The 17,453-nt window shown below is 56.1% G+C and carries 14 protein-coding genes and 1 pseudogene; 7 read left to right on the top strand and 8 right to left on the bottom strand.

The features are described from left to right. Nucleotides 1-25: 25 nt before the first annotated feature. From FCN45_RS08225 to FCN45_RS08205, 5 genes are read right to left on the bottom strand one after another with little or no spacing between them, the layout of a single operon-like run. Nucleotides 26-5,587: an ATP-binding sensor histidine kinase gene (locus FCN45_RS08225; protein WP_137385633.1), complete on the bottom strand. Its 5,562-nt coding sequence runs from the start codon at nt 5,585-5,587 to the stop codon at nt 26-28. After that, the gene (locus tag FCN45_RS08220; protein WP_137385632.1) at nt 5,584-5,970 is read right to left on the bottom strand and encodes a response regulator; all 387 of its coding nucleotides are present in this window, start codon (nt 5,968-5,970) and stop codon (nt 5,584-5,586) included. Before FCN45_RS08220 ends, FCN45_RS08225 begins: the two co-directional genes overlap by 4 nt. A 41-nt stretch (nt 5,971-6,011) precedes the next feature. Continuing rightward, nucleotides 6,012-6,263 carry a XapX domain-containing protein gene (locus FCN45_RS08215; protein ID WP_137385631.1) on the bottom strand — a complete coding sequence of 84 codons (252 nt, stop codon included), beginning with the start codon at nt 6,261-6,263 and terminating at the stop codon, nt 6,012-6,014. A gap of 2 nt (nt 6,264-6,265) precedes the next feature. Next, a complete protein-coding gene (locus FCN45_RS08210; protein WP_137385630.1) occupies nt 6,266-6,508 on the bottom strand; it encodes a DUF1427 family protein in 243 nt (80 codons plus the stop codon). Nucleotides 6,509-6,562: 54 nt separating this feature from the next. After that, nucleotides 6,563-7,255 carry a hydrolase gene (locus FCN45_RS08205; protein WP_101760759.1) on the bottom strand — a complete coding sequence of 231 codons (693 nt, stop codon included), beginning with the start codon at nt 7,253-7,255 and terminating at the stop codon, nt 6,563-6,565. 196 nt (nt 7,256-7,451) lie between these two features. On the opposite strand from FCN45_RS08205, the gene FCN45_RS08200 reads away from it, so the two are divergent. The 4 genes and pseudogenes from FCN45_RS08200 to FCN45_RS08190 all read left to right on the top strand — a co-directional run bounded on the left by FCN45_RS08200 (nt 7,452) and on the right by FCN45_RS08190 (nt 11,967). Then, nucleotides 7,452-9,329: an amidohydrolase gene (locus tag FCN45_RS08200; RefSeq protein WP_137385629.1), complete on the top strand. Its 1,878-nt coding sequence runs from the start codon at nt 7,452-7,454 to the stop codon at nt 9,327-9,329. Nucleotides 9,330-9,395: 66 nt separating this feature from the next. After that, a pseudogene (locus FCN45_RS23880) lies at nt 9,396-9,497 on the top strand (LysR family transcriptional regulator); the annotation flags it as partial. Beyond that, nucleotides 9,484-11,109, top strand: coding sequence for an MFS transporter (locus FCN45_RS08195; RefSeq protein ID WP_137385628.1), 1,626 nt, complete (start codon nt 9,484-9,486; stop codon nt 11,107-11,109). The pseudogene FCN45_RS23880 and the gene FCN45_RS08195, both read left to right, overlap by 14 nt. A 36-nt stretch (nt 11,110-11,145) precedes the next feature. Beyond that, nucleotides 11,146-11,967, top strand: a complete 822-nt coding sequence (locus FCN45_RS08190; RefSeq protein ID WP_101760762.1) for an alpha/beta fold hydrolase — start codon at nt 11,146-11,148, stop codon at nt 11,965-11,967. Nucleotides 11,968-12,357: 390 nt separating this feature from the next. On the opposite strand, the gene FCN45_RS08185 is transcribed toward FCN45_RS08190, so the two are convergent. Next, nucleotides 12,358-12,846: a GNAT family N-acetyltransferase gene (locus FCN45_RS08185; RefSeq protein ID WP_137385627.1), complete on the bottom strand. Its 489-nt coding sequence runs from the start codon at nt 12,844-12,846 to the stop codon at nt 12,358-12,360. Nucleotides 12,847-12,941: 95 nt separating this feature from the next. Between FCN45_RS08185 and FCN45_RS08180 the strand changes: the two genes are divergently transcribed. Beyond that, nucleotides 12,942-13,868, top strand: a complete 927-nt coding sequence (locus FCN45_RS08180; RefSeq protein WP_137385626.1) for a LysR family transcriptional regulator — start codon at nt 12,942-12,944, stop codon at nt 13,866-13,868. A gap of 13 nt (nt 13,869-13,881) precedes the next feature. On the opposite strand, the gene FCN45_RS08175 is transcribed toward FCN45_RS08180, so the two are convergent. After that, nucleotides 13,882-14,940, bottom strand: a complete 1,059-nt coding sequence (locus FCN45_RS08175; RefSeq protein ID WP_137386868.1) for a nitronate monooxygenase family protein — start codon at nt 14,938-14,940, stop codon at nt 13,882-13,884. Nucleotides 14,941-15,049: 109 nt separating this feature from the next. On the opposite strand from FCN45_RS08175, the gene FCN45_RS08170 reads away from it, so the two are divergent. Both FCN45_RS08170 and msrA read left to right on the top strand, forming a co-directional pair. Continuing rightward, a complete protein-coding gene (locus FCN45_RS08170; protein ID WP_137385625.1) occupies nt 15,050-15,604 on the top strand; it encodes a flavin reductase family protein in 555 nt (184 codons plus the stop codon). Between the two features lie 63 nt (nt 15,605-15,667). Continuing rightward, a complete protein-coding gene (gene msrA, locus FCN45_RS08165) occupies nt 15,668-16,198 on the top strand; it encodes a peptide-methionine (S)-S-oxide reductase MsrA (RefSeq protein WP_137385624.1) in 531 nt (176 codons plus the stop codon). Nucleotides 16,199-16,686: 488 nt separating this feature from the next. Here msrA and FCN45_RS08160 read toward each other — a convergent pair whose 3' ends face one another. Continuing rightward, nucleotides 16,687-17,433 carry a hypothetical protein gene (locus FCN45_RS08160; RefSeq protein ID WP_137385623.1) on the bottom strand — a complete coding sequence of 249 codons (747 nt, stop codon included), beginning with the start codon at nt 17,431-17,433 and terminating at the stop codon, nt 16,687-16,689. Nucleotides 17,434-17,453: the final 20 nt, after the last annotated feature.

Below are 17,453 nucleotides of genomic sequence, written 5' to 3'. Positions count from 1 at the left end.
AAATAGCGCGGGAGGATCAGATGAACTATTTCCCCAGATTTAATGGCAGGGTAAAGCTAAATACGCTGCCACCCTGTGGGCGGTTTTCCGCACTCAGCACACCACCATGACGTTTGATGATTTCATTACTGATGGTCAGGCCCATTCCCATTCCTTCCGCTTTGGTGGTGTAGAAAGAGTCGAATATCTTGCCGATAACCTCTGCCGATAATCCGCTGCCGTTGTCGGCCACCGCTATACGAATATGATTCGCGTCAGGATTGCAGGATGAGAGCCGCAGAATACGCGCTCCGGCATTATCTGCCATCGCCTCAATGGCATTAATCACCAGATTCAGCAGCACCTGCTGAATCTGTACGCGCTCGCAAAACACCTCATCCCATGGCGCTTGAATATCCAGTTCAATTGCCACCGAGCGGCGCTCAAGTTCCAGACGCGACAAGGTTAAAATATCGCGCGCCAGCAGATGCAGCCTGGCCGATGCATACTCCGCAACATTATTGCGCGTCAGTGACTGCAGGCCGCGAATAATTTCGCCTGCGCGCCGCCCTTCGTTAATGATCTCCTCAATGCTTTCACTGGCTTTCTCCAACTGAGCCGGATCGCGTTTCAACCAGCGCAGGCTGGCGCCAGCATTGGCCACAATCGACATCAGCGGCTGATTGATTTCATGGGCGATCGATGAGGTCAGCTGTCCTACCGTGGTGGCGCGCGCCACGCGAGCCAGCTCGGCCTGGGCAATTCTGGCGGCATCTTCGGACTGACGCTGCGCGGTGATATCCGTCAGCGTGCCGAAATATTCGGCAACATCCGGCCAGTTCTCCACCGGCTCACCAATGCCTTTGATATAACGGCATTCGCCGTCATCACGGATGATACGAAATTCAGCCTGCATGCTCACGCCATGCACCACGCTGGATTCAATCAGCGCTTTCAGGCACTGAAGATCGTCTGGATGCACCCGCCGCTGAAACTCGGCCATCGAGGTGCTCACCTGCCCGGCGGGCAGCCCCATGATGCGTTTATATTCGTCCGATACCAGCTGGATATCCGGCTCAAGATGCCAGTGCCAGGTACCGGTATTACTGATTTTTTCACCCAGCATCAGGGATGTCTGGCTGGCGCGCAGCTGTTTTTCAATTTTCCGCCGCTGGATGTTCTCCTCCACTAGCTCGGCATACAGCCGCGCCGTTTCCAGAGAAACCGCGGCCTGCGCGCCTAACATCGAGACAATGCGCGAGTGCTCCGCGGTGAAAACGTCCGGCATCAGCCGGTTTTCCAGATAGAGCACGCCCACCATTTGCGCCTGGCGGAACATCGGCACACACATCACTGCCGCGCCAGAGGCAACCAGATAGTTATCCTGACTAAACGGGCTAAACACTTCCGGCCGACCGGTACGGATTTCCTGTCCGGTGCGGATCACCGCCGAGAGAATCGACAGCGGCAAATCGGTCGCCACCGGCAGTTCATTAACGATTTTGACTCTGACGCCCTCCACCGTGGAGGAGGCGCGCGCCTGAATTTCCGGCACATTGCCGTCGATGAGGCGGATCAAAATACAGTGCTGCGCGCCGGCGCGCTCCACCAACATCATCATCAAAATATGGATCAGCCGATCAAGATTGATCTCTTCGGTCAATGCGCGCATCGCCGTGACGAGGCTTTGCAGGTCGCTGATCACCGCGCTCTGCTCAAAGGTCACGGTGTTTAACGCGCTCTGCGGCGGGTGCGCCGCCAGATGCGGATAGTGCATTTCAAGCTGGCGCACCTTGGCGCCCGCGCCCCAGCGATCCCAGGCGGCAAGCGCGCCTTTGATGTAGCCCTCGGCGGCGAACGCCATGCCGCGCGCACTGGCGCAGCGCGCGGCCAGTTCGCATGCCAGACCGTTGATCGGATGAAACTGCCCTTTGCGCGACAGCTCAATGGCTTTTTCAAACTGCTCCAGCGCCGCGCCGCTGTTATCCTCCAGCCTGAGCAGTTCGGCGCGCAGTAGCGCCTCTTTGTCGGCGAAGGTGCCGGGGTTCTCCGTTGCCCAGGTGATGATTCTTTCAAGATGGCGCTGCAGTTGCTGCCGCTGCGTGGCATCAAGCTTATTCGGTTGCAGCGGTATGCTGAGTGAAAGCGCACTGTAGAGATGGAAATCCAGCATATGCACATGGCCGGGAATCACGTCTGTGAGCGGCGCAGCGTCGCTGAACTGGCGCTGAGCGGCGGCATACTCACCGGCAAAGAAGTGCGCCATGCCTTTATACAGCCGCGTCCAGAACTGCATCAAAAACAGCGGTTCAATGGCGTATTCGGGTTGCACCACATTTAGCGCGGGCGCAGGGAAATCATCGCCGGACAAGGTCTCACCGGCTGGCTTACGCAGGAACATCACGTAATCCAGCTGCATGCCGAGTATCACTTCCACATCGCGATACTGCGCTTTGCGCACATAGACCATGCCGCGCATGATCGAAGTATGCACGCCATCAAGATGGTCACCGCGCGCCAGGCAATTCATGGTGAGATGACGCAGTGCCAGACACGCCGACGTGCGATCGCCGATATCAACCGCTACATCAAAGGTCGCTTTAGCGCACTCGATGGCGTAACTGAGCGGCATGGTCCAGACGCTCACCTGATCCAGCGGCATCAGCGTGCGCGCTTTGTAGCTAACGAAGTCGTGCTTATACACCAGCTCGCGGGCCAGCAGCGCGCTGGCAAATCCTCGGCTGTATTCGTTGAACTGATCGCCACACACCACGCCGTACCAGGCCAGCGCCAGCGTGGAGGCACCGCTAATGCCCTTCTCCATCGTCAGATGCAGAAGTTTGCACAGGATAATGAACTGCAGCCGTGGGCTGATAAAAGCGGCGAAGGTGCTGGCGCTGGCCATCAGGTTCATCACCGCTTCGGTTTTATGGCAGGTCACTCGCGGCAGGGAACGGAAGCGCGTGTAGGGATTTTTGCCAACCTCTTTTTTCAACCGTTGCCTGGCGACATCGCACTCGGCTTTATCCGGATAGCGCTGCAGATGAATGTCAAACACCGCCAGCCAGGCCAGCGCGGTTTCCAGCGCCAGCTGGCTGTCGGACTGACGCATATGAATTTCAGCAATCAGCGTCGCCGCTTCGGCTTTATCGGTGACCACACCGGGCGTGGCGAGAATCTCAGAGCTCAACGCCAGCGCGCCCGATAAGTTGCCGTTTAAAAACTCACACTCCGCTTGCTCAAACAAAAACGGGCCGCTCTCCTCCGCGCCTGACGCTGCGTTAAGCGCTCGGGCAGCGTGTAAGAAACGCAGCGCGGAAGCGTAATCGCCCATAATTTTCGCGCGTCGGGTGGCGTTTAATAACAGCAGACTAAACGCAGCGGCATCAGGCGCTAAAAGTGCGCGGTTTTGCAACGTGATGGTGTGATGCGCGGCACTGAACAGCAGCGCATGCGCGTTATCCTGGCGCGCGGCCTGCATGTAATAGCGCGCAGCGGCAAAGTGAAAATCATCTTTTGCCGCCGACGAAAGCAACTTCAGCGCGGCCTCATGCATGCTGTCATGCATAAAGGTGTAGCTGTCATCGGTCAGCGAGATAAGCCGGGCCTCAGCCGCAGGGCGCAGCGTGGCGCGAAGGGCGCTAAGCGCCGTATCGAGGATGCCGGCCAACACCGGCAGATCGCCGCTACTGCCGATGCAGGCCAATCGGCCCAGCAGCTGGCGCAGCGGCAGCGCGAGCAACTGCAGCTGTTGCAGCACGCTGGCGGCAACGTTCGCGGTGTAATGGCAGTTTCTCAGCGCGTGCGGATTGTAGGTCCATTTATGGGATGCAGCGTGTGTGATGTGGTGATCGCGCACCGCCTGGCGGTAAAACTCACGCGTGGCGAGCGGATTCCCGGCGGTTTTTTCATGGATGATCTGCGCCAGCTCGGTGGTCTCCGCGCTGCGCGTGTGAAAAATGCCGCCCAGCCAGCTGGCGATATTTTTCACCGACAGCGGCTCGGGCGTGATATCCACAATGCGCGTGGCCGCCGCACGAATGCGCTTCAGGCTGGCATCCACCGTCGGACAGGGCAACGAGGCGCGATCGCGATGAGAAATCACCAGCAATAAGGGAATATCGTCGCTGGAGCGCAGCAAATTCTGTAGCAGCTGCAAGGTCGCCTGATCGGCCCAGTGCACGTCATCAATCAGCAGGATCAGCGGCCGCCCCGGCACCGTAAAGGCTTTCACCAGGCTGCAGGCCACCAGATTCAGGCGATTGCGTGCATCCAACGAGCGTGCATCCGCCTGCACGCTGGCTTTGTGGTTGAGCAAGATGCCCAGCTCGGGCACCAGATTAACGGCCAGCCCAACATAATTCCCCAGTTGACGCGTGATGTGTGTTTTCCAGCGCGCCAGCTCTTCGGCGGGCAACCCGAGCAGATGCAGCGTCAGCGATCGAAACGCCGAGGTAAATACCGCGTAGGGCAAAATGGGCGAGTGCTGGTCGGCTTTGGTCACCGTCAGCAGCGCGTTTTTTTCCCGCAGAATTTTAAGCGCCGAGGCCATCAGCGCCGATTTTCCGGCACCGGACGCACCGCTAATCGCCACCATGGAGTGTTTCCCGCTGCTGCACACCTCATCAAACGCCGCCAGCATCTCGCTGGCCTGAGCATGGTCGCTGTACAGCACATCGGATAACAGCGTTGTGGTTGGCACATCCTGTAAGCCCAGCGCGAAGGATTCAACTACGCCGTCAGGCATCAGGTTGGATTCACAGCGGCGCAGATCGGCCAGCACGCCTTCGACGGTTTGATAACGCTGCTCCGGCGATTTGGTTAGCAGGCGTAAAATGAGGGATGAGAGTACCAGCGGCACATCTTTGCGCAGCCGGTGCGGCGGCAGCGCTTCGGAGGCAATGTGATGGTGCACCCATTCAGCCGCGCCACCTTCAGCGCTGCCATAGGGAAGCTTGCCGGTGAGTAATTCGTAAAGCACGATGCCCAGACTGTAGAGATCGCTGACCCGGCTGACCGCGTGCGCGGTGCGCGAGGTATGCTCGGGCGACATGTAGGCCAGCGTGCCGCCGGTCACAGAGGCGCGCAGCGGCTGCTGTGAGTCCGCTTCGATAAACGCCAGGCCAAAGCCGCCCAGCACCACGTCGCCTTGATCGGTAAAGAAGAAATTGGCCGGTTTAATGTCGCCGTGCACCAAACCTTGCTGATGCAGCTTGCTGAGCGCATTACACAGCAGCACGGCGCAGCTGATGAACTTCTGAATTTTACCCGCTGGCAGGCGCAGATAATCCGCCAGGGTTTGGTAGCGAAACGCGGGATAAATCAGGGCGTAGCGCCCCTGATATAAGGTGTGACGCAGCGGTTTTAGCGCCCAGCTTTCTGCTAATAAGGCGCGCAGCGCATACTCATTTTTCAGCAGTTGCGTTACCGGAAACTCCGCCTCTTCGGCCGCAGCCGTGGCCAGCACGAAGCGTTCATCGGAGATCGGGTGACGGCATTCAATCCACTCAACCTGCCCTTCCTGCGCCAGCGGGGTGAAAACGATGTCATCCGCCAGCACCAGCGCCGCGTCATCCGCGATATTTAACGACAGGAAAAGCGTGCTCATTGGCGCGCTGCCTGGGAGGAAAACGCCAAACGGATATGTTCAAACAGCAGGTCGATATCAATGGGCTTTCGCATAAAGGTGATCGCGCCTAGATGGATGGCATACCAGAGCATATTCTCATCGCCCTTGCCGGAGATGATAATTCCGGATGGGTTCTCGCGACGCTGTACCAGCGCACGGAACAACTCAAAGCCCGACATGCCTTTGAGCTCAACATCAATAATAAACAGCGCAGCGTCATTTAGCGCCGTCTCGTCCGCTAATAGCGCTTCAGCCGACTCAAATGCCTGCGTTGCGTAACCTTCCGACTGAAGCAGATTGCTCAAACCACTGCGAACCGATCGTTCATCATCAACAACGACAATGCGCTGCGACAGCTGCATGCTGTGTTCCTTCATTATTATTCACTGCCTGCGGCGCGTCCTCAGGAGTTTTTGTCACTCGATGGCGGCGTGCCGCTGATTTTAGGCACACACTCATGACGAAACCAGGCCAGCGTGACCGGTTGACGGTTTATCAGGCGCTTACACAGCGGGATAATCTGTTCGCCGACCAGCATACCAAACAGACCAAGCAGCGCAATCACGGGCGGCGCTGGGGAATTGACGTCGATAACGGCATAAATGATGCCGACTAAAATACCGACCGAGAGCGATATCGCATAGGTTTTCAGCATGTTCAAGCCGCCTGTTTTGCGGTGAGCGTGGCGGGAGGTAGCGGCCTGTCAGCGGCCATCGCGCGTGAGGTTTTATCGACGGGCGCTACGGGATGCGTCAATTTTCCACCCAGCGAACTGCCCACAATCATGCCCAGCAAGCCCACCAGCGCCACGGCGGGCGGCGCCGGCGATCGCACGTTGAGCAAGGCGTAAATCAGGCCGATAAACACGCCCGCCGCCAGAGAAATCAGTAAAGGACTCACCGGTCCTCCTTGAAAAAGAAAGGCGAGCCCGTAAGCGCTCGCCTGGGTGACGATTTAGCGAACGGGCGCAGCAACCGGTGCCAGCGTGCGATGCTCGCTCTTCTGACGCGATGGCGCTTTGTGCACCATGGTGTAAGCGTAATCAACGCCGATGCCGTAAGCACCGGAGTGCTCTTTCGCGATATCCATCACCGCGTTGTAGGTCTCTTTGTGTGCCCAGTCGCGCTGCCACTCCAGCATCACCTGCTGCCAGGTCACTGGGATCACACCCGCCTGAATCATGCGCTGCATGGCATAGTCGTGCGCTTCTTTGGTGGTGCCGCCGGAGGCGTCAGCCACCATGTAGATCTCATAATCACCTTCCAGCATGGCGCACAGCGCGAAGGTGTTGTTACACACTTCGGTCCACAGACCGGAAACCACAATTTTCTTCTTACCGTTGGCCGCCAGCGCATCACGCACTTTCTGGTCATCCCACGAGTTCATCGAGGTACGCTCAAGAATGTCCTGGCCGGGGAACACATCCAGCAGCTCCGGGAAGGTGTTACCTGAGAAGCTCTCGGTCTCCACCGTGGTCAGTACGGTAGGAATGTTGAACACCTTCGCCGCTTTTGCCAACGCGACCACGTTATTTTTCAATACCTGACGGTCGATGGACTGCACGCCAAATGCCATTTGCGGCTGCTGGTCAATGAAGATGATCTGGCAGTTGTGCGGTGTCAGTACTTCTAATTTACTGGTTGTCATTTTTGTATGCCCATTGAGGTGAATGTCTGGGCGCAGTGTAAGAACCTTTGGGCGCACGAACTATTATCTATAGGTATAACTATACGAAGGTATACCTATCCTTTTGTATAACTAGACGCTTTCCGCACCGCCTGAACATAATCCCACCCAGTATTTCACCTGCGAAATTGGCAGGACCTCTTATTCAGGAGCTTTTATGGTTACGTTAGGCAAAGCAGACATCATTTTGACCAATGGGCGATTTCATACCGTCGATCGCGGCAACCCGATTGCCGAGGCCGTGGCGATGCGCGATGGCAAATTTCTCGAAGTGGGTAGCCTGGCCGACGTGATGCAGCATCACTGCGAAGGCACCAAAGTGATTGACCTCAAAGGCCATACCGCCATTCCCGGCCTGAATGATTCCCACCTGCACCTGATCCGCGGCGGACTGAATTACAACCTCGAACTGCGCTGGGAAGGCGTGCCCTCGATCGCCGATGCATTGCGGATGCTGAGAGAACAGGCGCTGCGCACGCCGTCGCCCCAGTGGGTGCGCGTGGTAGGCGGCTGGACCGAGTTTCAGTTTGCCGAGCGTCGCATGCCGACGCTGGATGAGATCAACGAAGCCGCGCCCGATACGCCAGTGTTTATCCTGCATCTGTACGATCGCGCCCTGCTCAATCGCGCCGCGTTGAAGGTCGTCGGCTACACCAAAGACACGCCCAATCCGCCGGGCGGCGAGATCCAGCGTGACAGCAATGGCAACCCGACCGGCATGCTGATTGCGCGCCCGAACGCCATGATCCTTTACGCCACGCTGGCGAAAGGGCCAAAACTGCCGCTGGAGCAGCAGGTCAATTCCACCCGCCAGTTTATGCGCGAGTTGAACCGTCTGGGCCTGACCAGCGCGATTGATGCAGGCGGCGGTTTCCAGAACTATCCCGAAGATTACGAAGTCATTGCCGAGCTGCATGAGAAAAAGCAGATGACGCTGCGTATCGCCTACAACCTGTTTACCCAACGTCCGGGCCACGAGCTGGAAGATTTCGAGAAGTGGACCGACATGCTGACGCCGGGCCAGGGCAGCGACTATTTCCGTCACAACGGTGCCGGTGAAATGCTGGTGTTTTCCGCCGCCGATTTTGAAGATTTCCTCGAACCGCGTCCGGATCTGGCGCCCGGCATGGAAGATGAGCTGGAGCGTGTGGTGCGTCATCTGGTGGAGCATCGCTGGCCGTTCCGCCTGCACGCCACTTACGATGAATCGATCAGCCGCATGCTGGATGTGTTTGAAAAAGTGAACCGCGACATTCCGTTCAACGGCCTGCACTGGTTCTTCGATCACGCCGAAACCGTGACGCAGCGTAACCTTGACCGCATCAAAGAGCTGGGCGGCGGCATTGCCGTACAGCACCGTATGGCGTTTCAGGGCGAATACTTTGCCGAGCGTTACGGCATTGAGGCCACTCGCCATACGCCGCCGGTGGCGCGCATGCTGGAGACCGGCGTGCCGGTGGGTTTAGGAACCGATGCGACGCGCGTGGCCAGTTATAACCCGTGGACCGCGCTTTACTGGCTGGTCTCGGGACGCACCGTGGGCGGCATGCAGATGTACGACGTCAACGCGCGCCTCGATCGTGATACGGCGCTGATGTTGTGGACGCAGGGCAGCGCCTGGTTCTCCAGCGAGCAAGGTAAAAAAGGCCAGATTAAAGTCGGTCAGCTGGCCGATATGGTGGTGCTGAGCAAAGACTACTTCAGCGTGCCTGAAGAGGAGATCAAAGGCATTGAGTCGGTGCTGACGGTGGTGGACGGAAATATCGTTTATGCCGCCGGCGCTTTCAGCTCGGAAGCGCCGCCCCTCATTCCGGTGCTGCCGGAGTGGTCGCCGGTGGTCAAGGTTCCCGGCCACTATCGCAGTGCGCCGCCAACCGCCACCACACGCGTGGGCATGATGCAGCAAGCGCATCACTGCAGCGGCCCGTGCGGCGTGCATACGCATTCCCACGAGATTGCGCGCGGCGCCAACCTGCCGGTTTCGGAAGAGAACGCCTTCTGGGGCGCGCTCGGCTGCAGCTGCTTCGCCTTCTAAACCATGAAACATTCACTCTCACAGCCGCCTCGCATTGATGCGGGGCTGTTCTTCCTGCGCCTTACCGGCTGGCTGCTGCTGATCATCTTCACCACGCTGGCGCTGACCGGCCCCGGTCGCTGGCGCGTGTTTGGCGGCGTTTCGGAGGTTGTTCATGGCGCAGGTTAATGACATTCATGACATCCCCGAGGCGGATCTGCCGCCCGTTTCGCAGACGGTTTCACCATGGCAGCCGCTGCGTCAGCGCGTGTTCCGCATGCTGTGGATCGCTACCGTGGTATCCAATGTCGGTTCATGGATGAACGACGTAGGCGTTAACTGGACCATGCTGACACTGAGCGCCGATCCGCTCTCGGTGGCGCTGGTGCAGGCCGCCAGCAGCTTACCGATGTTTCTGTTTGCACTGCCGTCTGGCGTGATGGCGGATATCGTTGACCGGCGTAAATACCTGCTGTTCTCGCAAATCTGGGTGTTTATTGCCGCCGCGAGCCTGACATTCCTTTCCTGGGCAGACCTGGTCACACCGATGGTGCTGCTGATTGCGGCGTTCCTGCTGAGTACCGGCGCGGCCATGAGTTCTCCGCCCTTCCAGGCCATCGTGCCGGATTTGGTCAGTAAGGAGGAGCTCGGCCCGGCGATTGCGCTCAACTCGCTCGGCATAAACATCAGTCGCGCTATCGGCCCGGCGCTCGGCGGCCTGATTCTGTCGTTTGCCGGTCCGTGGATGGTGTTTCTGCTGAATGCGCTTTCGGTACTCGGCGTGTTTCTGGTGCTGTATGCGTGGCAAGCACAGCCCAGCGTGCAGCGTTTACCGCCGGAGCACTTCTTCCCGGCGGTGCGCGCCGGCGTGCGCTATGTGCATGCTGCGCCGGTACTGCGCAATGTGCTGGTGCGCACCATCGCTTTCTTTGTGTTTGGCAGTGCCGGTTGGGCGTTGTTACCGCTGGTGGCTCGACGCGAATTGGGCCTTGGGCCCGGCGGCTACGGCATTATGCTGGGTTGCATCGGCATCGGCGCGATTTGCGGCGCGCTGCTGTTGCCGCGTATGCGTAAACGCTTTAATCCCGATCAACTGATGGTGCTGGCGAGCCTGATGTTTGCCATCACTCTGCTGGCGCTGGCGTTTATTCGTCACCTCTGGTTGCTGAATGCGTTCGAGTTCTTTACCGGCTTTGCGTGGATTGCCGTGCTTTCCACCCTCAATCTTGGCGCGCAGCGCAGTGCCGCCAAATGGGTGAAAGCCCGGGCGCTGGCGGTCTATCTGACGGTGTTTTTTGGCTCGATGACGTTAGGCAGCGCCATTTGGGGACAGCTGGCATCGACATTCAGCATTCCATTGTCACTGACTGTCGCCACTGTCGGCATGCTGCTGGCGAGCCTGACGGTGCTGCGCTGGCGGCTGGATCAGGATCCGGATCTGAACCTCGATCTCAGCACGGTCAGCGATCCCTTGCCCGTGCTGGAGATTCGTCACGATCGCGGGCCGGTGATGGTCAGCTATCATTATCAGATCAACCGCAGTGATGCGCATTCCTTTGCGGTGTGCATGCAGGATATGCGTCGCGTCAGACGGCGTGGCGGCGCGCTGAACTGGTCTCTGTATGAGGACATGCTGCAACCCGACATGTTTGTCGAGACCTTTGTGGTTGGCTCATGGATGGAGCATCTGCGTCAGCGCGAGCGCTACACCATGAACGATCAAAAGATTCAGAACCGCGTGCTGGCATTCCATCAAGGCACTGCAGCTCCGGAAGTTCGTTATCTCGTGGCGCCTGAATAAGGCGCTCTCATTCATCGACATTAATAAGGCCGAAACATGAGCACATTTAAGACGCAGGATGGTACGCAGATCTATTTCAAAGATTGGGGTACCGGCAAGCCGGTGCTATTCAGTCACGGCTGGCCGCTCGACGGGGATATGTGGGACAGCCAGCTGAATTTCCTGGCGGAGAAAGGCTATCGCGTTATCGCTTTTGACCGCCGCGGCTTTGGCCGTTCCGATCAACCGTGGGAAGGCTACAACTACGATACTTTTGCATCGGATATTAACGACCTGATTAGCCATCTGGATCTGCAAAACGTGACGCTGGTGGGCTTCTCAATGGGTGGCGGCGATGTGGCGCGCTACATCAACAATTACGGCACAGCGCGCGTGGATAGCTTAGTGCTGTTGGGCGCGGTGACACCGATCTTCGGCAAGGCCGATGATTATCCGGCAGGCGTCGATTTGTCGGTGTTCGAAGGCATTCGTCAGGGCTTACGTAAAGATCGCGCGCAGTTCATCAGTGATTTTGCGACACCGTTTTACGGCACCAACGCCGGTCAAACGGTTTCAGAAGGCGCGCTGACGCAGACGTTGAATATTGCGCTGCTGGCGTCACTAAAAGGGACAATTGATTGTGTTACCGCGTTCTCGGAAACCGACTTCCGTCCTGATATGGCAAAAATCGACGTGCCGACGCTGGTGATTCACGGCAGCAACGACCAGGTCGTGCCGTTCGAAACCACCGGGAAAGTCGCCGCCGAAATGATCGCTGGCGCGCAGCTGAAAGTGTATGACAACGCACCGCACGGCTTTGCGGTGACGCATACCGATCAGCTTAACGCCGATCTGCTGACGTTCCTGCAATCGCTTTAACGGGAATAACATTAATCGGCCGGTTTGGCCTAATACTTGTCAGTTATGAAAGAATTTGGCTTTAAGGCTGCATTAATCGTGCGGGCTCTGACACATCTGCTGCGTCACGCACTGAAGCGTCGAAGCGGGCCGGGGGCAATTTTGGGCCGGCAATTCGCAGCGCTGAACGAAGCGAGGAAGCCAGGAGAGCCCGCAGGACGCGGGCGAAAGGCGAAGCCGGGACAGGGAAGTCCCGTCTTCGCCGGTCCGTTAGGCTGACGAGCGAAGTGAAGGAACCGCGTTAGCGGCGCGAGGACAGCCGGCCCAAAAGTGCCACCGGCCTGCACACTCGTCGTTGGCCTGGCTGACATGAGCATTAGGCCATTTTGGCGGGCCTTTTGTGGCAGAGAACTATTGCGGCGTGGCGGCAGCAAATTTCTCTAATGCCGCCCCGTCGAGCCGATAACGCACCCACTCATTTAACGGCAGCGCATCAATACTGAGATAGAACTCTCTGGCCGACTGATCCCAATCTAACGCACTCCACTCAATGCGGTTGCACTGATGATTGACCGCGTGCTGCGCGACATATTGCAGCAGCGCTTTGCCTGCACCGAGGCCGCGAAAATTGGGCGAGAAGTACAAGTCTTCCATATAGAGTCCGCGACGCCCCAGCCACGCCGAATAGCTGCGGGTAATCACTGCATACCCGGCGGTTATGCCATCAATCTCGCACATCAACGCCTCGCTATGGCTTTCGGGATTGAATAGCGTCGATCTGATCTCTTCCACGGTAGTTGGTGACTGCTGTAATCCATGTTCATAAACCGACAACTCAGCAATCATGTCGTAAATGGCGTCCGCGTCTTCAGGATTGGCTGGCCGAATAGTCATCTTCATGCATTATTTTCTTATTTAATCAGATTGATGCTGCCCAGCATAATGGGTATTGTTCGATGAAATAAGTGCAATAAAATCAATGATAGGTGAATTTCATGCATCATGTGCTGCGTCGACTGGACTTGAATCTCCTCCCCGTTTTCGACGCAGTTTTCAGACATCGTTCGGTCAGGCTGGCGGCGATTGAGCTCAGTTTGAGTACTTCCGCGTTAAGCCACGCGCTGTCCCGATTACGTGAGTTTTTTAAAGATCCGCTGTTCTACCGCGAAGGCCACAAAATGTGTCCCAGCGTCTATGCCTGCCAGCTGGCGCCCTATATTGCCGAAACGCTAACCGGATTAAATCGGCATCTCAGCCCGCTGCAGCCTTTTGATCCGCTGACCAGTGATGACTGTTTTAGAATTGCGGTAACGGATTACACCGCTTTTTGTGTCTTTCCGCGGCTGATGCATGCGCTGACTGATACGGCACCCAACCTGAGTTTTGAACTCTGCCATTTGCCGCATAATCCGGCGCTGATTGAATTACTGGCGGGTGAAATCGATATGGCGCTGAGTTTTAGCGAGCCGGATGGCATGCATCATCCCGATCTCGACGAGACCGATTTATTCAGTGATGAATTTATGGTGATTGCCAATGCGCGACGCAGCAGTCTGAATCTTGACGACTATCTTGCCGCCGGGCATCTGGTGGTTACGCCGTGGAATGAAAAGCAGGGATTACTGGATTCCCATCTTGCGCGCATTGGCCTTAAACGCCGCATCGCCATCAGAACGCCGTCAATGCTGAGTGCGCCCTTTATTATCGCGGAAAGTGAATTGCTGATGGCGATCCCGTCTTTCGTTGCCAGTAAAATCAAACAGGCCGCCGATGTGACCTCATTCAGGTTGCCGTTTCCCGCACCAAGATTCACCGTGAAAATCTATTCACACAAACGCAGCGGTAAACGGGAACCTACGGAATGGATTAAAACCATGATGGCCAACAGCATTATGGAGAAAGCCTACCGCTTTGATGATTAATGGGCGGCGAACATTACGCCGCCTGCCACTCCTTCACCAGCGTTTTGACCAATTCAGCGGCCGGCATTTCCCGCGCCAGCATGGCGCCCTGCCCGGCCCACTGCGCGCCAAAGCCATGCGCGCCTTTGGCGGCGGCGGCAGCAGCGAGCGCTTTGCCCAGCGCGTAGGTGAGTGGATAAGGGGGAATGGCATCCTGCGCGAACTCGCGCGCCAGCTGGCAAAAATCGTTGGTGAGACATCTTGCCGATCGGCCAGAAATGGCGGCAATCATCTCGGTGCTGTTGGCCTGCGCGCTTTTCAGCGCCTGACGATATGCCGCGTTGGCGGCGGATTCCGGGCACAGAATAAACGCGGTACCCAGCTGTACACCCGCCGCGCCCAGCTTGAGCATCGCAGCCATGCCCGCGCCATCCATCACGCCGCCGGCGGCAATCACCGGCAGCCGCGACGCCCGGCGAATCGCCTGCACCAGCGTAAAGGTGCTGAGCTGCTGGTCGTCATTTTCTGGATGGAATATCCCGCGATGCCCGCCCGCCTCAATACCCTGCGCCACAATAAAATCGATGTCAGCGGCTTCGATGGCACCTGCTTCAGCAACGCTGGTGGCGCTCGCCAGTGTGATAATGCCGCGACGTTTCAAGCGCTGCACAACAGCGGCGGACGGCAAGCCAAAGTGGAAACTCACTGCGGCGGGCGCGGTGTCAAGCAGGACCTCCAGCATCGCGTGGTTATCCACAAACGTTTGATAAATTTCTGACAGCGCATCGGGCGGTGTCGCTTCATAGCGAGCAAAAACCGGCTTGAAACGTGCGATCCACGCCTGTTCTAACTGAGGATTGCGCTGCACCGGCGCGTGGCAGAAGACGTTGACGTTGATGGGCGCGGCTGTCAGGGCGAGCGTTGTGCGGATCATGCTATCCGCCTGTTGCGGCGTTGAAGCGCCCACGCTGATCGAACCCAGCGCCCCGCTGGTGCTCACCGCCGCCGCCAGTTCCGGCGTCGAGACGCCTGCCATCGGCGCCTGAACGATCGGATAGCGAAGGTTAAGGGTCTGACACAGGATGTTGTTCATATTATTGGCCTGTTGGTAAGAGGTAGCCGATAACATGCCGCGATTTTTCGGCTCGGTAAAGGCTGGCATCTACACTTAATGTGTCTGTACCTACAACAGGAGAATCCCGATGCATAAAATCGACTTTCCGGTAAGCAAAGCGCGGAAGTATCTGGAGCCGGGTCCGGTGGTGGTGCTGAGTTCCCAGTTTGAGGATCATCGCGACATCATGACGCTCGGCTGGCACACCATTCTGGAGTTCTCGCCGTCGCTGGTTGGCTGCATGATTGCCGGCGGCAATTACAGCCATGAACTGATTCGCCAGAGCGGCCAGTGCGTGATTAACGTGCCGTCGGCCAATCTGGTGGACAGCGTGGTGGCGATCGGTAACAGCCACGGCGATCGTCTCGATAAGTTTGATGCCTTCAATCTGACGCCCGAACCGGCCAGCGTGGTCAATGCGCCGTTAATCGGCGATTGCTTTGCCAGCTTTGAGTGCCAGCTGTATGACGATTCCATGGTAGATAACTACAACTTCTTTATCTTTGAGATCGTTAAAGCGCATGTAGCTGAAACGCCGGAGTTTCCGCCGACGCTGCACTACACTGGCGAAGGACGCTTCAGCGTGATGAGCAATTTGCGGCTCGACAAGCGCGGCGACTTTAAGCCTGAAATGTTAATTTAACTGCTTGAATTGATATGGGCTTGCCCCCATTTTGATTCTTTCGCCCTGACAGGAGTAGATATAATGGCAACCGAATATGCGGTGATCGCAGGTGGCTGTTTCTGGTGTACTGAAGCAGTGTTTAAAGATGTGATTGGCGTGGAGTCAGTCGACAGTGGATATACCGGCGGCGCACGCCCGAATCCAACCTACGAGCAGGTGTGCACCGGTGCGACCGGCCACGCAGAAGCGATTCGCATCGGTTTCGATCCAGAGCAGGTGAAGTACGGCGATCTGCTGGATATCAGCTTTGCCACCCACGATCCCACTACGCTGAACCGCCAGGGCAACGATGTTGGCACCCAATATCGCTCTGCGATTTTCCCGGCGAATGCTGAGCAGGAAGCCGAAGCGATTGCCGCGATTGCGCGCGCGCAGGAGAACCTGAGCGATCCGGTGGTGACCACCATCGAGCCGCTGAAAGAGTGGTATGCGGCAGAAGGTTATCATCAGGATTATTGGCAAGGCGCAGGTCAGCGCAACGGCTACTGCATGGCGGTAATCCCACCGAAACTGCAAAAGCTGCGTAAGAGTTTTGCGAATCGCGTCAAATAAAATTGATTGTATGCGGTGCATTTAAAATGCACCGCTTTAAAAGCCTTTTCTTCAAGCACTCTGTTTAGCGTTATAATGCCTATGTTGAATTTTTTTTCCTTATTAATATGGTATTCACCACAACTGAAAATTGAGCCGCGCTCATTTACCGCGTGGCGATTATATCCATAATAAAAGTAAAATCCAATGGGTTCGCCAACTCAATACCCTAAGCACGTTAACCCGCCGGTACAATATCCAAGTTACTTTCCCGGTCAAAATTAAAGCTATAAAACTTGATAACACCAACGTATATTAGGCCATATTATGTCAGACTTCCCACTAATAATCTTCAGAAAGTCTTAGATGCTATGGGATGTTAGCGGTGTATCTTATGATGCACCGCTAACATTCATGATGACAATCTGAAAATAACATTCAAAAAATCATACCAGATCGTTATCTCTTCCGGAAAATTGAAATGCGACTTAAATATTTGCATTTTCAAATCAGAAGTAATTAACAATAACAATACTATTAAATACTCTTGGTCCAATAGGAACGCCCGTTGACTGATGCACTATGTTGACATTAGTTCCCCAATAACCATTGATTTTAAAAGGATCATGGAAGACTAATTCCTCTGGCATATCAGTAAATTGCGCGGTAATAGTTTCGAATCCGGGAAATGGTTCTACTTCTTCAAAAGGAGCACCGCCATAAAATGCAATATCACCTGAGGGTACAAACTGGACATAAGCCTCTGGCCCATTACAGCGAATGGAGAAAGTGGTATTCCCAGAGCGATAAGTTGAAGAATATTCACCCTCGCTATGCACATTGCCAAGATCAACAACATCAGGGGAAAATTGAGCATCACAACTTTGTTGCGGTGGAGGTGGCGTTGTAATCTGCAAACATGATTCGGGGACTATTGCCCTACTATTTAATGACAGGCAAAATTCTGCTGGACGTTGATGACTATCAATTTTCGTCATATGAATAACAGAGCAGGTAGTCTGAGAATGATTATCATCACACCTTACGTCAATTTTTATACCTGTCTCTATACCATCAATGTGAACATACACAGCTGTCGGAGGATACACCCCAGGAAAGGAATAAAACGTACCCGTATATACATTAGGCAACAGCACCGGCTCACCTCGCTCCATTACTATCTTATTTATCTGTACATCTATGGCTTGCGCATTCAGCGAAGACAGGAGTAAAAATATACTTAACAGTCGTTTCATTTCCTTCTCTCAAATACTAT

Origin of the sequence: Pantoea sp. SO10, assembly GCF_005281435.1 — a bacterium.
GTDB classification, from domain to species: Bacteria; Pseudomonadota; Gammaproteobacteria; order Enterobacterales; family Enterobacteriaceae; genus Pantoea; species Pantoea leporis.
This window is presented reverse-complemented; position numbering and strand designations above follow the sequence as displayed.

Coding starts and splice junctions, on each gene's coding strand:
- FCN45_RS08225 (WP_137385633.1), bottom strand. CDS start 5,587: ATGAGCACGCTTTTCCTGTCGTTAAATATCGCGGATGACGCGGCGCTG.
- FCN45_RS08220 (WP_137385632.1), bottom strand. CDS start 5,970: ATGCAGCTGTCGCAGCGCATTGTCGTTGTTGATGATGAACGATCGGTT.
- FCN45_RS08215 (WP_137385631.1), bottom strand. CDS start 6,263: ATGCTGAAAACCTATGCGATATCGCTCTCGGTCGGTATTTTAGTCGGC.
- FCN45_RS08205 (WP_101760759.1), bottom strand. CDS start 7,255: ATGACAACCAGTAAATTAGAAGTACTGACACCGCACAACTGCCAGATC.
- FCN45_RS08200 (WP_137385629.1), top strand. CDS start 7,452: ATGGTTACGTTAGGCAAAGCAGACATCATTTTGACCAATGGGCGATTT.
- FCN45_RS08195 (WP_137385628.1), top strand. CDS start 9,484: ATGGCGCAGGTTAATGACATTCATGACATCCCCGAGGCGGATCTGCCG.
- FCN45_RS08190 (WP_101760762.1), top strand. CDS start 11,146: ATGAGCACATTTAAGACGCAGGATGGTACGCAGATCTATTTCAAAGAT.
- FCN45_RS08185 (WP_137385627.1), bottom strand. CDS start 12,846: ATGAAGATGACTATTCGGCCAGCCAATCCTGAAGACGCGGACGCCATT.
- FCN45_RS08180 (WP_137385626.1), top strand. CDS start 12,942: ATGCATCATGTGCTGCGTCGACTGGACTTGAATCTCCTCCCCGTTTTC.
- FCN45_RS08175 (WP_137386868.1), bottom strand. CDS start 14,940: ATGAACAACATCCTGTGTCAGACCCTTAACCTTCGCTATCCGATCGTT.
- FCN45_RS08170 (WP_137385625.1), top strand. CDS start 15,050: ATGCATAAAATCGACTTTCCGGTAAGCAAAGCGCGGAAGTATCTGGAG.
- msrA (WP_137385624.1), top strand. CDS start 15,668: ATGGCAACCGAATATGCGGTGATCGCAGGTGGCTGTTTCTGGTGTACT.
- FCN45_RS08160 (WP_137385623.1), bottom strand. CDS start 17,433: ATGAAACGACTGTTAAGTATATTTTTACTCCTGTCTTCGCTGAATGCG.